This window comes from Microcoleus sp. FACHB-68, from assembly GCF_014695715.1.
GTDB lineage: Bacteria > Cyanobacteriota > Cyanobacteriia > Cyanobacteriales > Oscillatoriaceae > FACHB-68.
Map to the genome: position 1 here is coordinate 1 of NZ_JACJOT010000010.1, position 12,886 is coordinate 12,886.

The following is a 12,886-nucleotide window of genomic DNA, read 5'->3' on the forward strand; positions in this document are numbered from 1 at the left end:
CTCAACGGTTTCAACTTCAACCAGTCGGTAATCGATTCACAAGGTCGCGTTATCAATACCTGGGCTGATGTGATCAACCGGGCAAACTTGGGGATGGAAGTGATGCACGAACGGAATGCTCACAACTTCCCGCTTGATTTGGCTGCCGGTGAGCAAACTCCTGTTGCTTTAACCGCACCTTCTATCAATGGCTAAGTTTTAGCTAACAATTAAAAAAGCGCTCCTCACAAGGGGGCGCTTTTTTGTTGGCTTGTAGTTAGGCTTTAGCCCCATCCCCTCTTATTAAACCAAATATTTAAGCCGGCAGCACGTCCTCATAAATCTCTGCCATTGCCAGGGTTAACCCCACAGAATTTAACTGTAAAATATCATCCCTGTTGAATATTTCCAAGTTCCAAGTTCCCGCTTCATTTTTCCGATAAACTTCTACTTTCATCTCCTCTTGGGAAACTAGAACGTATTCCTGCAAACTCGGTAAACTTTGATAATTGAGGCGTTTTTCGCGTCGATCTAAGGTTTCGGTGGAAGGTGAGAGAACTTCTACAATTAAACAAGGACGGGTTTTATAATATTTTTCCGTATCTTGAGGATCGCGCGTCACCATCACATCGATATAGTAAAAGACATCGGCAGTATTGCTGGCAATTTCTATTTTTACTTTCATATCGGCAATGAAAGTTTTACACCCACTACCGCGTAAATGAAACCGGAGTAAACTGGCGATATTGAGGGCTATGCGGTTGTGTTCCTCGCTACCGCCAGACATGGCAAAAATTTGACCACCGAGATATTCATGGCGTCCTTTGCTACTTTCTTCGGCTTTGAGGTAGTCTTCAGGAGAAATAAATGCCGGTGCTAGTTCCATAACTTCTTTGCCTAAATCTAGAAAATAGATTATTACACACTTAACTCAGCGCAATGCTAATCTTATTTCCGTCGGATTACTTTAGTCCCAAAACTATCGATAGTGCCTTCTCCAATGAGGCAAACACATTTAAAGCTTGTGGTGCAGAAATTGCTTCGGTTTTGATCGAGGGTTTAGAAAGGGGTGAGCTAAAAACTACGCCGGCTGTTCATACAGGAGATGCCGTACTGTACAGAGGCTGGATGTTGCCCCTAGCGCATTATGAGTTTCTTGTGCAAAGTGTTGAAAAAATGGGTGCCAGAATGCTTGTCAGCACAAGTGAATATGCGGCGGCACACTACTTGCCCAACTGGTATCCGTTAATTTCGCATCTAACCCCTGAAACTCGATTCTATAACCCCAACGAAAATTTAGTAGATGCTTTAGAAAAACTGGGTTGGGACAGATTTTTCATAAAAGACCACGTAAAATCGCTCAAAACCTCTACAGGCTCTATTGTCGAAACTCCACAAGATATTACGACGGTGGTTCTAGAAATGCAAAAATTCAGAGGTAAGATTGAAGGTGGTTTGTGTGTTCGACGGGTAGAAAATTGGGTAAAAAATTCCGAGCAACGGTATTTTATTTGGCAGGGCAATGCTTACGCAGCAAAAGAAACAGCGGTTATCCCGGATTTGGTTAGAGAATGCGCCCAAATAATTCCTAGCTCTTTTTTCAGCATAGACGTCATCGAAACCGTTGAGGGAAGGCAGCGCGTTGTTGAAATTGGGGATGGGCAAGTGTCCGATCTCGTGGGTTGGACACCAGAAGAATTTACCCGCATTTGGTTCTAATCTTTTGAGGGAAGGTGAAAGAACTTCCACCATTAAACAATGACGAGTTTTATAATATTTTTCTGTATCTTGAGGGTCGTACGTCACCATCACATAGGGATAGTAAAAGCCCTCAAATTCTCTGACGCACGGCTAATACCTGCTGGACAAATTCTGGATATTGCTCCTTTACCCACTTAGGAAATATCAAAAGCGGATCGTTTGTTATCTGGCGTTTTAGAAGTGAAATAATATCATCAACTTCATTAACTAAATCAAAGACAAAAATATCGTATGGCATTTGATTGTTGACATTGAAATCAAGATCAAGAAAGTGCTTGATATCAATATCCTTGCCGACTCCTAAGACAAAAAACTTAACGGTATTGGGATTGTCAATATTGGCGCAGGCTTTGGCAATGCAATTGATAAAGTGCGGTTCATCATTAAATAAACCATCTGTGTAGATAATAAAAAAAGCGCCGCGATTTTTAAGCTTGCCATTATTCAGCCAAGTATCTAAGCATTTTTCTAAAGTTGGGGCGATGAAGGTTGTTGTCTTTGGTTGATTCTCGCTAAAAATTTTCCAGACTTGGGAGGCATCGGCAATGGCAATTGGATTCGGTGCAACTTCATACCGGCTGAAGAAGTAAATAGAAACAGATTCACAAATTTGCTGTCCAGCTTGTTTCACCGATTGCCAGCCGGCAGATAAAATCGAAGCGATATGTCCTTCAATCACTTCTTGCAAATATTCATAGCGAGTTTGGGTGCCGGTATCGGCATCTTTTCTCACCATTGACCCGCTTTGGTCAATTAAAATAAAAACGTCCCGATTGTAAATGGTGGAAAACCGCAATTCATCGGCTTCCAAGAAGTTTTCATTTAAGGGAGTAGAAGAACCGGCACAGTCTGTTCGCTGCAAAGCTTGTGAATTAACTAATTCTGGCTTATAGCGATCAAACAGTGCAATTAACTCTGGACGTTTGAAACGACGCTCATCAGGAAAGTCATTCCGAATCCCAAATTCTTTGCAAATATTTTCAATGTGTTTTCTAACCGTTGCTTCCGTAATTGTCAAAGCTTGGGCGATCTTTGCGTCCGTTTCGCCGGCTAAAACCTTCAACAAAACCTGCTTGCGCCGATGAGGCAGCTTATCGAAGGCTTGATCAAACTGGGTGTGATTCATGCACTCTAAAATGGAGCCATGTCTCTTAGCATATCGCAAGCGAGAGCTACAGGTACGCTTTACCGCCCTCCTTGTGAATCTTTTTACACAAATCCCGGATGTGTATGAGGCACAATGTAATTTTGAGATCTAGATACAAGCCGTTACACGGGCTACTAGATTCCGCGAATGGACACCCTATTCACTGACACTGTCAAAATGTTCCCACAACCTCTTTTAGGTATCGTCGAACAAGCCATCGCTTACAATCAGCGAGGACGCGTTAAGTTTGACGGGACATACTGGCCGGCACGCTTCTATAATCCAGATTGTCAAGCGACTGTGTCGCCTAACCAGTTTGTGAATGTTGTTGCCCGTGAAGGCATTACGCTGCTGGTAGTCCCCATCGATCCGATAACTTTACCCGAATCCCCCATTGAAATGTCAGACAGTGAGGCAGCTTTTGCCGGCACTGAATCCGGGCGTCAGATGTACTGGGAGGAACGTTTAAGCCGACGGACTTCTGTTCCTGTATTTTAGTCACGGCTTTGTACAGGGAATTTCAAGATTTTAGAGTATAGGGTGTATCTAACTGTGTCAAAATCATATCTTGGCAAGAAGGCGGGCATTTAGCTCGCCTTTTGCAATTTCAGGCTAGCTGCCGGCCCGTAAAATGAAGTAATGACTCCTCAACCTCGTAAACGATTCGCTCAGCACTGGCTGCAAAGTGAAAAAACGCTGCATCAGATCATCAGTGCGGCTGAGTTATCTCAAAACGACCGTGTCCTGGAAATTGGCCCCGGCACCGGCATCCTGACGCGCCAGCTGTTGCCCCTTGTCCAGTCTGCTGTCGCCGTAGAAATTGACCGCGATTTATGCCAACACCTAGCTAAACAGCTAGGGCAAAGAGCAAACTTTTTGCTCCTCCAAGGTGATTTCCTTTCCCTGGAATTGGACGCTATACTCACCGCATGGCCGGCATTTCAACATCCAAATAAAGTTGTTGCCAACATCCCCTACAATATCACCGGCCCGATTTTAGAAAAACTTCTAGGCACGATTACCGCGCCGGCAGCAAAACCCTTTGATTCAATCGTGCTGCTGGTACAAAAAGAAGTCGCAGAACGGCTTTACGCCCAACCCGGATCAAAAGCTTTCGGTGCCCTTTCTGTGCGAGTACAGTATTTAGCCACCTGCGAATTAATCTGCCCTGTGCCGGCTAAAGCTTTTCACCCACCCCCAAAAGTAGACTCTGCTGTTGTTCGTCTGCGTCCCCGACAGGTAGAGGTGCCGGCAGACAATCCCCGCTTGATGGGTACATTAATTCAGCAAGGCTTCTCCAGCAAGCGCAAAATGTTGCGAAATAACTTAAAAGGGCTAATTGATCGCGATCGCTTGACCCACTTACTGGAACAATTAAATTTAAATCCCCAAGTCCGCGCCGAAGACCTCAGCGTTGCTAATTGGGTCGCCCTCAGCAACCAGTTAAACACTGGAGACTTATTGAACCGGCAAGACACAGAACACATCACGGAAGTTACAGACTCAGCCCCTAGCCCCTAGCACCTAGCCCCTCTCATGCAAACCTACACCCTAATCGCCCCAGCCAAAATCAATTTGTATCTGGAAATCATCGGCACTCGCCCGGATGGCTATCATGAACTGGCGATGGTGTTGCAAAGTGTGGATTTAGCCGATCGCATCGCTGTGCGTGCCAATGGAACCGATGAAATTCGCATTCACTGCGATCATCCCCAAGTGCCACTTGACAAAAGTAACCTGGCTTATCGCGCTGCCCAACTCATGGCTGAGCAGTTTCCAGATAGCTTTGAAAACTTTGGGGGTGCTGACATCACCATTCACAAGCACATCCCCGTGGCTGCTGGGCTAGCCGGCGGATCAACGGATGCTGCTGCGGTGCTGGTGGGGTTAGATTTAATGTGGGAACTGGGTTTGACGAGTTCGGAATTGCAGGAGTTGGGAGGCCGGCTGGGTTCTGATGTGCCTTTCTGCATTGCCGGTGGGACTGCACTAGCCACCGGCAGAGGTGATGCCCTTTCTCCCCTGCCGGATTTAACTCATTTGTATGTGGTGCTGGCGAAGTACCGCAGTCTGGAAGTGTCTACAGCTTGGGCTTATCAGACATTCCGGCAGCAGTTTAGTAATACCTACGTTTCTGACCTAAATACCCTAGAAAACCGCCGGCAACGCGTACACTCTGGGCCGATGGTAAATGCCATTGCCCGCCGCGACGGCACGAAAATTGGCCAGTTACTCCATAATGATTTAGAGCGCGTGGTGTTGCCGGCCTATCCCCAAGTGTCGCGTTTGCGCCAAGCCTTCGAGCAGTCGCCGGTTTTGGGAGCGATGATGTCGGGTTCTGGGCCAACTGTCTTTGCAGTGACGGAATCTCAAGCGCAGGCACAACAAGTGAAAGAAGCAGTGAAAGCTGCTATTCCTGACCCTGATTTAGAGGTGTGGGTGGCAAAGTTCATCTCCACCGGCATTCAACTCGCATCCCCCTTAAAGTAGTGTTAGCACTGAGTTTGAAAGCGTTTGAAATTCTGGGTTGAAAAGTGGGAATCAGGTATCAGGCATTGGGCACCCCTGTGAGTCTTTCCCATAAAGCGAGAATATAAGGAAAGCAAGAAATTTGTTTCGCTTGCGGCGTTGAGATGGGCAGCCCAATCCCTTGCCGGCTGAATAATGGGAGATTAGATAAAATGGTCTGTCTATCACCCCTTATGCGCCACAAATATTCAATCCTCAATTCTTTCCCTTACCTCCTAATAAAGCAATGACTGACCTGAACCCAACGCCTAATACCCCAGCTTTAACCCCTGAGCAACCCAGTGTGCTACGCTGCATCACCGGCTCTTTAGTGTCTAGCGCCCTCGCTGCTGCCGGCTACTTGCTCACAAGCTCAATTGCCCAAAGCTTTGCCAATAAGCCGATTCACTCTGACAATGTTGCGGTTGTGAATATTTCATCAGCTGTGCGTACCCTGGTTGTAGGAATCAGCACGATGGCCACCGGCATCTTTGCGCTAGTGTCTTTAGGACTCATGGCTCTAGGGCTTAAAATTCTGATTCAGCAGCTTAGCAAACCATCGGCCCCGCCTTCAGATGCTCAATAGTTATAAATGTTCTGCCATCAGGGATAATAATCCAGTTTGGGTTCTAGTCAAGATTCCCAGGAGACGGTTGATTGGTGGAAAAAACCCCTAATAAGTACGAATATGCTTATCGAGATAGCAAACCAAGGTATCATCACCCCTATTTGATGACTCCCTTGCTGGAAATACTTTCTGCCAACAGCCCTGCCGGTGCTGCCCAGACGCGCGTGCTCGATCTTGGGTGTGGAAATGGCAGTCTCACCCATCTTGTTGCACAGCACGGGTATGAAGTTGTTGGTCTTGATAGTTCTGAACAGGGAATTGCTATCGCCCGTGAGAGTTTCCCAGATTGCAAATTTATCGAAGCAGATATTTACGATCTGCCAGATGCCGGTCTGGTCAATTCATTTGATATTGTCATGGCCGTTGAAGTGATCGAACACTTATTTTATCCAAAAGAGTTGGTTAGATATGCCCAAAAGTGCTTGAAGCCGAACGGGTGTTTAATTCTCAGCACGCCCTATCACGGCTACTTAAAGAACTTGATGTTGGCTGCTTCAGGCAAAATGGATGAGCATTTTACCGTTCTTTGGGATATGGGTCACGTTAAATTCTTCTCGGTGCCGACGCTGACCACGTTATTAAAATCAGAAGGATACACTGATATTTCCTTCAGGTTTGCCGGTCGGTTGCCCTATCTTTGGAAATCAATGTTGTGTTCTTGTAAGCCGTCCTAGTCATTTGCAGACAGAGAGCAGCCCTAAAAAGCTTTAAAAACCTGTTTGTTAAATCGCTCCTCATGACTTGCCGGCTGAATAGCCGTAGGTTGGCCGCTCAACAACAGTTAAACGCGCAATCGCCCATCAACTGTTTCTCAATCAACTTGTTATTAATGATGCAAACAATGTTGAAATAACCTTGACACTACGCCTTACTTAACCTAATGCGTCAGGTTGTGAGTTTAATGCGAGTGAGCTAATTTAATTTAGTAAAAATTGTTAAGTAGGGTGCATGAGTCACGCACCCTACTAGGGAAGGATATTTTTTAACCGGCACTCTTGAACTTGAGTACCCAACAATCTCAATTGTTGGGAGATTTTGCCTCTGGACTGTAATTTTCCTGCAAAGCATTCAGAGCAAACCATTATGGAGTGAATGAAAGATTGCGTAACCGAATGCTTGCTTATGTCATTGGGAAAAATTGACTGACATGAAGGATGCTTTCTCCGTGATCGGGAATCCAAGCAACCCACTCGCTATCGGAATGCCGGCATAGCAAAAGCGCTTCGTCAAAACTCAAAGCACTCGGAACCTCTAGGAGTGCCACCCACGTATTCGGCTGGAGTTCTTGTTGCCACTGATGCCTATCTAGGTGTCTTGCAGCGGGCCGAGGATAGGGACAGGACGCGATATTGAAGTTGGGTGTGCGGATGTCGAGTTTCATAAATTCCTCCTCTGGTTAACAGCACACAGCTAAGGCTTTCCGACCGGCTAGGATGCTACGCCGGCTTAGCAGTGGGCTAAAATCTATTGCGTTCTGTAACAAAGGATACAGAAAATATTTGTTACCTGGCAACCAATTGTCTTAGAACTTTACAACCGCATCAGTGCTGCTCTTGTGGACGCTGCCCGAACTTATTCTTAATCGGCACGGCTGCAATCACTGCCGGCACTGGGTTTGAGGGGATCATCGGCAGGCCGGCGCTCACAAATCTTGCTCGAATCGATGCGAACAAAAAATCATACAAAGCGAAAAGTTTTGCAATTCTTATTTTTCGCCGGAATTTTCCCCAAAGATTCCACAAACATTCCACAGGTAAGCAAAGCGTTTTCCACAATTTAGACAGAGTTTTCCACAGGGGGGAACGGTATCATCAACGCTTGCTGCTGGATTGGGGATTTCTCAGACAACACCCGGAACCTGTGGCAAAAGTCGTTTTTCTGTAAAGTTATGTAACGGAAATTGCCTTCAAAGGCTTATTCCTTCGTAAACCTTTTTTTTGTATGAAGGCGGTTGTAACATTTCGCATCATTGACAACCCCACCCCCTGGTAGCGCAAAATGAACCGGCCTACCTAAAAATGCTCTCACCTGGACGGGTGCTGTTCGTCGCTTCTGCGTAGTGGAAGTGAAGGCAATCGCCGGCCCAGGGCAGGGAGAAAATAAGTAGCCGGCCTAAGGAGATTTTATGAACGCAAGCATCAGCATTCTGGCGGAAATTCCCGAAGAATTACACGAATCCCTCAAAAACTACTTGGACAGCCATCCAGACTGGGATCAAGACCGGGTTTTTTCTGCCGCTCTGTCACTGTTTTTGCTGCAAAATGGCAGTAGTGGCAGCCCGGAATCGTCACGAAGCTATCGTCAGGCTGCCCGCGTGTATCTTGAAGCGCTATTCAAGCATCCGGTTTAAAACTTCATGGGGGGTGCGTAAATTTTAGAGATTGGATTTTGGATCGCTCGTCACTCTAAAATCTAAAATCTAAAATTTAAAATTTTTTGCCAGAGTCATGCAAACAACTCAACCAGCCAATCCATCGAATGTCCTAGATACTCTGATTGTGGGTGCCGGCATTAGCGGTCTGAGTTTGGGCCACACCCTGCAAAACGACAAAGCGCCCACCGGCAGCCGTCCTTGGAAAATTTTGGTAACAGAAAGTCAGGGACGGGTGGGGGGACGCATTGTGTCATCGTCTGGAGACGGCTTTCTTTGGGAAGAAGGGCCAAACAGTTTTTCCCCGACACCGGCACTGCTGAAACTGGCTGTGGATGTGGGCTTAAAAGACGAGTTGGTGCTCGCGGATCGGCGGCTGCCGCGTTACGTGTACTGGAAGGGTGAGTTGATCCCCGTGCCGATGAGTCCGCCGGCATTGGTGAAGTCCCACTTGCTGAGTTTATCGGGGAAACTGCGGGCGCTGATGGGTGCGTTAGGATTTGTGCCGCCGGCAATGGGAGGCGAGGAAACGGTGTCGCAGTTCTTCCGCCGACATTTGGGTGCTGAGGTGACACAGCGCTTAGTAGAACCGTTCGTTTCAGGGGTGTATGCCGGCGATCCCGATCAGTTGAGTGCGGCTGCTGCGTTTGGGCGGGTGGCAAAACTAACAGAAGTGGGTGGAGGACTAATCGCAGGGGCAGTGCTGTCTCGCCGGCCAAAATCCCAGCCGGTTGTTACCGATCCGGACGTTCCCAAGACAAAACCAGGGGAATTAGGGTCGTTCCGAACTGGGATGCAAGCATTGCCCGAAGCCATTGCTAACAAATTGGGCGAAAATTTGAAACTTAACTGGCGTTTGTTGCAGTTGCGCCCCACCGATCGGCAAACTTATCTGGCAGAATTTTCGACGCCGGAAGGTTCCCAGCAGGTTGAAGCTCGCAGCGTGGTGCTCACCACCCCCGCTTATGTCACGGCAGAGCTATTGCAGCCCCTACAACCCCCCATTAGCCATGCTTTAGAGGAATTGTCTTATCCGCCGGTTGCGTGTGTCGTCTTGGGGTATCCTGCGGACGCTTTTAAGGATAAATTGCAGGGGTTTGGAAACTTGATTCCCAGAGGTCAGGGAATTCGCACGTTGGGCACCATTTGGGCTTCGAGTTTGTTTGCCGGTCGTGCTCCGGAAGGGTGGAATTTGCTGATTAACTTTATTGGGGGCGCAACAGACCTGGAAATTGGGGATTTAGATCAAGCGCAAATTGTTGAGGCGGTGCATCAAGACCTTTGCCGGTCGCTGCTGAAAACAGATGTGCCCCCGAAGGTTTTGGCGGTGAATTTGTGGAAACGTGCGATCCCGCAGTATACCCTTGGCCATCACCGGCGTCTTGAGCAAATCGAGCAGGGTTTGCGGCAGTTGCCTGGGTTATATTTATGCGGGAACTACACCGATGGCGTTGCTTTGGGAGATTGCGTTCGCCGTGGCATAGATTGTGCCAGTGTTGTTGGGCAATATTTAGCGGTTAAAAATTAAAGCTTTTCTCAGTGTCAATTCTCCGAGGAAGGTAAGAAAAAAGGTAATGGTAATTGGTTGGAGTTACCATTACCGCTTACCAAATCTCTTCAGTATTCTGTTGCGCCGGCAAGCAAGCTTAAAGGGATGGCACTCGCCTCCTAGGAGTCGGTTTTGGCCGGTTGCGGATGCTGCCTTGCCGGTCAAAATTCGTGTCCGGATCAGACACGTTGGACGCGAAGGCAGCAGCAAAGCTCATTCAACCTGTGGTGCTCCGGGTGCCCCAGGCAATTCAAACTTATAGCCGACCCCCCGCACAGTTTGAATCATCGAAGGCTGGTTAACATCCACTTCAATCTTGCGGCGGATTTGGCCAATATGCACATCGACTACCCGCTGATCCCCGACATAGTCGTAGTCCCAAACTTCTTGCAAGAGTTCAGCACGCCGCCAAACTCGGTTGGGGTGGCTGGCCAGAAAATACAGCAGGTCAAATTCGAGCGCGGTTAAAGGCACCATCTCGTTGTTGAGTGTGACCTCACGCCGCACTGGATCGATGAACATCTGCCCCAAAGTCAGAATTTGCTGTTCTGCGGTGGTTACGGGGCGCTGGCGCTTTAAAATTGCCTGGACTCTGGCTGCTAACTCGACCAGGCGGAAAGGCTTGGTGATGTAGTCATCGGCACCTTGGGAAAATCCCTGGAGGATGTCAGACTCGTCTGTCCTGCTTGTCAGCATCAGGACAAACACACCTGTGCGCTTTTGCATTTCTTGACACAGCTGGTAGCCGGTAGTATCTGGCAAATTGACATCCAGAATCACAAGGTCTGGGTTAAACTGCTCAAACACCTCTAGGGCAGTCTTGCCGTTGTCGGCAGACTCCATTTCATAGCTTTGCTTGCTCAAGAAGCGATGAATTAAATTACGGATTGCAGGGTCGTCATCAACGACAAGAATCTTGGCAGGGGCCATGTCTACAACCTTGCTCTAAGAACTGGGCAAGAAGGATTTCTCAGACTGATGGCGAGCGCCAGGTGAAGCTCTGGCGGCAACTAAGCAACTCTGTAGGAGAGCGGCTCCCAGCATAGTCGTTTATCCAGCATTCTAGAAAATTATCGGCTCAAAGCCCATCGATCAAGGATCTTGACCGACTGACGCGAGTTTAAAACTTGTGTCTGGGTTTTACCGAAACTCCCTGGAAATTTTTGTATGCAAACCCTGATTTTACGGAAGTAAAGCTCAATTTACAACAGAATTCAGGCTCTGCAACAAGAAGATACAGGGAACTGAGCAGCCGACGGCGGTTGGTTTACTTTTACCAGGCAGTAAAAGATTAAGCGCCAGACGCGTTTAGATGCCGGGTGTTATTTCACTTTGAAACCGCAACGACTTAAGCTGTGGTTGCGTGCCGGCACTTGGGCTGCGGGGGGTAGGCAAAGTTACTTACCAGCCGCCCCAGGAGAAGTTGCCACCGGCTTTGAGGGATTTGCCTTCGCCTCAGCGCTGCCTAAGCTAAGCACTGCCGGCGGTTACAGTCCCGAAAAGATTCGGCAGATTGTAACAAATTGCGAAGCCTCACTTAGCTGCAACTTCTTTCTTAAGATGGCATTAGAAATCATACTTGATCAATACCCTTTTAAAGATCGAAATGACGGTGAAAGCGGGGATCGAGGTGGTGTTTTTTCTGCCGGTTGCACCGGCTACACAGGGTTTGTAGGTTACTGATGTCGTTGCTGCCGGCACGCGCGAGGGGGATAATGTGGTCAATTGTCAGTGATGTCTCTAAGTGTGTTTGACCGCAGCTTTTGCAGTGATAACGATCACGCTCAAAAACATATTTTCTCACTTCTGGCGGAATGGGAATTCTGGGTGTTTTAGTCATGGCTGTGCCGGTGGCGTCTTCTTAGAAAAATCCTATCAAAAACCTAAATACCAAATCCTTGCCTGATTTCACGCCGGCATCTGGCATTTATTGATTTTCTTCTTTGATCATTTGTCGAATCTCATCAAGGGGAGATTCAGGTTCGCCGGCTTCGGCTGTATTGGGTGCCGATGTTTCTTCAACTTCTGGCTCATCCGGACAAAATTCTACAGTTAGTTTAACTCGAATTTTTCCGCTTTCCCAGCCGTCAGCCTTATATTTCAAAGCATGACATTCTATCCCTTCACCAAACAGTTTGTTTCTGATTGGGTCTGAAACATTCAATTTCCTTCTTATTGCTAGCTTAAACTCTAAATCAGTTAAATTTATTTCAACAAAGCCATTAGAGTTTAAATTTAACTCGCGCCCTAAAGAGTCTCCTTTAAAACACACAACTTCATGCTTTTCCAATGGCTTGAATTTATCGGTCATATCAATCTGTCCTCCCTAAATTACAAAAATGCCTGATGAATTAAGTTTTTCTATGGGTACGCATTTTTTGTGGATTATGCCACGTAAAATCGTGACATAATGTTAGTTTCATCGGCTCTCTTAAATCTTCATTTGCCGGATCTCATCAAGGGGTGAGCTTTCTTCGCCGGCTGCAGGTTCAGTTGCCGGTGTTTCTTCCACCTCAAGAGTTTCTGGGCAAAACTCTAAAGTAATTCTCACTTTGCCTTTTTGCCAATTTTTACCGGGTTGGAGTATTTTACAATTAATGCCTTTACCAAACCAGTAATCCTTCTCCACTGTCCAGTTTTGGGTTCTTTCCCTGATAATTGGCAGCATTGACGCGATAAATTCACTAATTGTGAAGGTGCGGTTGTTTAATAAAATTTGTCCTGAAAATACAGACACAACATCTTCACGATCTAGACGCTCAAACTTGTCTTCTATTTCCCTTTTTGACATTTCCTCATCCTTCTTTCCATTAGGATACTCAAAGTTATTTGCAATTTTTTTTTTGCCATTCTCTCATCCTTCTCTATCTCGGATTAATTAAATGGACTTCTTGCAAAAGTCTTTTTTTACCACAGACAAACACGATAAATTAACGGCTGGTG

16 protein-coding genes and 1 pseudogene are annotated in these 12,886 nt (G+C 47.0%); 10 read left to right on the forward strand and 7 right to left on the reverse strand.

Annotated elements, in window-relative coordinates; translation table 11 throughout:
• Positions 1-195 (forward strand): annotated as a pseudogene (locus H6F73_RS17435) (photosystem II q(b) protein); the annotation flags it as partial.
• A gap of 100 nt (positions 196-295) precedes the next feature.
• Here the strand turns inward: H6F73_RS17435 and H6F73_RS17440 are convergent.
• On the reverse strand, positions 296-865 hold the full coding sequence (locus H6F73_RS17440; RefSeq protein WP_190760063.1) for a Uma2 family endonuclease: 570 nt from the start codon (positions 863-865) through the stop codon (positions 296-298).
• A 53-nt stretch (positions 866-918) separates the two neighbouring features.
• Here H6F73_RS17440 and H6F73_RS17445 point away from each other — a divergent pair, with 53 nt between their 5' ends.
• Entirely contained in the window at positions 919-1,698 is a 780-nt protein-coding gene (locus tag H6F73_RS17445; protein WP_190760064.1) for an ATP-grasp domain-containing protein, read from the forward strand.
• A 112-nt stretch (positions 1,699-1,810) separates the two neighbouring features.
• On the opposite strand, the gene H6F73_RS17450 is transcribed toward H6F73_RS17445, so the two are convergent.
• The gene (locus tag H6F73_RS17450; protein WP_190760065.1) at positions 1,811-2,866 is read right to left on the reverse strand and encodes a LuxR C-terminal-related transcriptional regulator; all 1,056 of its coding nucleotides are present in this window, start codon (positions 2,864-2,866) and stop codon (positions 1,811-1,813) included.
• Between the two features lie 168 nt (positions 2,867-3,034).
• On the opposite strand from H6F73_RS17450, the gene H6F73_RS17455 reads away from it, so the two are divergent.
• The 5 genes from H6F73_RS17455 to H6F73_RS17475 all read left to right on the forward strand — a co-directional run bounded on the left by H6F73_RS17455 (position 3,035) and on the right by H6F73_RS17475 (position 6,697).
• Positions 3,035-3,385 (forward strand): NfeD family protein, encoded by a 351-nt coding sequence (locus H6F73_RS17455; protein ID WP_190760066.1) that lies wholly within the window; start codon positions 3,035-3,037, stop codon positions 3,383-3,385.
• A gap of 141 nt (positions 3,386-3,526) precedes the next feature.
• Positions 3,527-4,408, forward strand: a complete 882-nt coding sequence (gene rsmA, locus H6F73_RS17460) for a 16S rRNA (adenine(1518)-N(6)/adenine(1519)-N(6))-dimethyltransferase RsmA (protein WP_190760067.1) — start codon at positions 3,527-3,529, stop codon at positions 4,406-4,408.
• A gap of 15 nt (positions 4,409-4,423) precedes the next feature.
• Positions 4,424-5,377 carry a 4-(cytidine 5'-diphospho)-2-C-methyl-D-erythritol kinase gene (ispE, locus tag H6F73_RS17465; RefSeq protein ID WP_190760068.1) on the forward strand — a complete coding sequence of 318 codons (954 nt, stop codon included), beginning with the start codon at positions 4,424-4,426 and terminating at the stop codon, positions 5,375-5,377.
• Positions 5,378-5,642: 265 nt separating this feature from the next.
• A complete protein-coding gene (locus H6F73_RS17470) occupies positions 5,643-5,981 on the forward strand; it encodes a DUF3082 domain-containing protein (RefSeq protein ID WP_190760069.1) in 339 nt (112 codons plus the stop codon).
• Between the two features lie 74 nt (positions 5,982-6,055).
• A complete protein-coding gene (locus H6F73_RS17475) occupies positions 6,056-6,697 on the forward strand; it encodes a methyltransferase domain-containing protein (RefSeq protein WP_190760070.1) in 642 nt (213 codons plus the stop codon).
• A gap of 446 nt (positions 6,698-7,143) precedes the next feature.
• Here H6F73_RS17475 and H6F73_RS17480 read toward each other — a convergent pair whose 3' ends face one another.
• Positions 7,144-7,404, reverse strand: a complete 261-nt coding sequence (locus H6F73_RS17480) for a hypothetical protein (protein WP_190760071.1) — start codon at positions 7,402-7,404, stop codon at positions 7,144-7,146.
• Between the two features lie 744 nt (positions 7,405-8,148).
• On the opposite strand from H6F73_RS17480, the gene H6F73_RS17485 reads away from it, so the two are divergent.
• Both H6F73_RS17485 and hemG read left to right on the forward strand, forming a co-directional pair.
• Positions 8,149-8,373 (forward strand): DUF2811 domain-containing protein, encoded by a 225-nt coding sequence (locus H6F73_RS17485; RefSeq protein ID WP_190760072.1) that lies wholly within the window; start codon positions 8,149-8,151, stop codon positions 8,371-8,373.
• Positions 8,374-8,470: 97 nt separating this feature from the next.
• Positions 8,471-9,922, forward strand: coding sequence for a protoporphyrinogen oxidase (gene hemG, locus H6F73_RS17490; RefSeq protein ID WP_190760073.1), 1,452 nt, complete (start codon positions 8,471-8,473; stop codon positions 9,920-9,922).
• 234 nt (positions 9,923-10,156) lie between these two features.
• On the opposite strand, the gene H6F73_RS17495 is transcribed toward hemG, so the two are convergent.
• On the reverse strand, positions 10,157-10,873 hold the full coding sequence (locus tag H6F73_RS17495) for a response regulator transcription factor (RefSeq protein WP_190760074.1): 717 nt from the start codon (positions 10,871-10,873) through the stop codon (positions 10,157-10,159).
• A gap of 402 nt (positions 10,874-11,275) precedes the next feature.
• Here H6F73_RS17495 and H6F73_RS17500 point away from each other — a divergent pair, with 402 nt between their 5' ends.
• The gene (locus tag H6F73_RS17500) at positions 11,276-11,626 is read left to right on the forward strand and encodes a hypothetical protein (RefSeq protein ID WP_190760112.1); all 351 of its coding nucleotides are present in this window, start codon (positions 11,276-11,278) and stop codon (positions 11,624-11,626) included.
• Here the strand turns inward: H6F73_RS17500 and H6F73_RS17505 are convergent.
• The 3 genes from H6F73_RS17505 to H6F73_RS17515 form a co-directional block, all read right to left on the reverse strand.
• On the reverse strand, positions 11,538-11,783 hold the full coding sequence (locus H6F73_RS17505) for an HNH endonuclease (protein WP_190760075.1): 246 nt from the start codon (positions 11,781-11,783) through the stop codon (positions 11,538-11,540). The two genes, H6F73_RS17500 and H6F73_RS17505, sit on opposite strands and share 89 nt — an antisense overlap.
• Positions 11,784-11,870: 87 nt before the next feature.
• Positions 11,871-12,254 carry a KGK domain-containing protein gene (locus H6F73_RS17510; protein ID WP_190760076.1) on the reverse strand — a complete coding sequence of 128 codons (384 nt, stop codon included), beginning with the start codon at positions 12,252-12,254 and terminating at the stop codon, positions 11,871-11,873.
• Positions 12,255-12,374: 120 nt separating this feature from the next.
• Entirely contained in the window at positions 12,375-12,734 is a 360-nt protein-coding gene (locus tag H6F73_RS17515; protein WP_190760077.1) for a KGK domain-containing protein, read from the reverse strand.
• Positions 12,735-12,886 lie beyond the last annotated feature (152 nt).

Excerpts from the sequence above, each read along its gene's own strand:
- H6F73_RS17505 (WP_190760075.1), bottom strand. The coding sequence starts at position 11,783 with ATGACTAAAACACCCAGAATTCCCATTCCGCCAGAAGTGAGAAAATAT.
- H6F73_RS17450 (WP_190760065.1), bottom strand. The coding sequence starts at position 2,866 with ATGAATCACACCCAGTTTGATCAAGCCTTCGATAAGCTGCCTCATCGG.
- H6F73_RS17485 (WP_190760072.1), top strand. The coding sequence starts at position 8,149 with ATGAACGCAAGCATCAGCATTCTGGCGGAAATTCCCGAAGAATTACAC.
- H6F73_RS17480 (WP_190760071.1), bottom strand. The coding sequence starts at position 7,404 with ATGAAACTCGACATCCGCACACCCAACTTCAATATCGCGTCCTGTCCC.
- H6F73_RS17470 (WP_190760069.1), top strand. The coding sequence starts at position 5,643 with ATGACTGACCTGAACCCAACGCCTAATACCCCAGCTTTAACCCCTGAG.
- H6F73_RS17510 (WP_190760076.1), bottom strand. The coding sequence starts at position 12,254 with ATGACCGATAAATTCAAGCCATTGGAAAAGCATGAAGTTGTGTGTTTT.
- rsmA (WP_190760067.1), top strand. The coding sequence starts at position 3,527 with ATGACTCCTCAACCTCGTAAACGATTCGCTCAGCACTGGCTGCAAAGT.
- H6F73_RS17440 (WP_190760063.1), bottom strand. The coding sequence starts at position 865 with ATGGAACTAGCACCGGCATTTATTTCTCCTGAAGACTACCTCAAAGCC.
- ispE (WP_190760068.1), top strand. The coding sequence starts at position 4,424 with ATGCAAACCTACACCCTAATCGCCCCAGCCAAAATCAATTTGTATCTG.
- H6F73_RS17445 (WP_190760064.1), top strand. The coding sequence starts at position 919 with ATGCTAATCTTATTTCCGTCGGATTACTTTAGTCCCAAAACTATCGAT.
- hemG (WP_190760073.1), top strand. The coding sequence starts at position 8,471 with ATGCAAACAACTCAACCAGCCAATCCATCGAATGTCCTAGATACTCTG.
- H6F73_RS17515 (WP_190760077.1), bottom strand. The coding sequence starts at position 12,734 with ATGTCAAAAAGGGAAATAGAAGACAAGTTTGAGCGTCTAGATCGTGAA.
- H6F73_RS17455 (WP_190760066.1), top strand. The coding sequence starts at position 3,035 with ATGGACACCCTATTCACTGACACTGTCAAAATGTTCCCACAACCTCTT.
- H6F73_RS17495 (WP_190760074.1), bottom strand. The coding sequence starts at position 10,873 with ATGGCCCCTGCCAAGATTCTTGTCGTTGATGACGACCCTGCAATCCGT.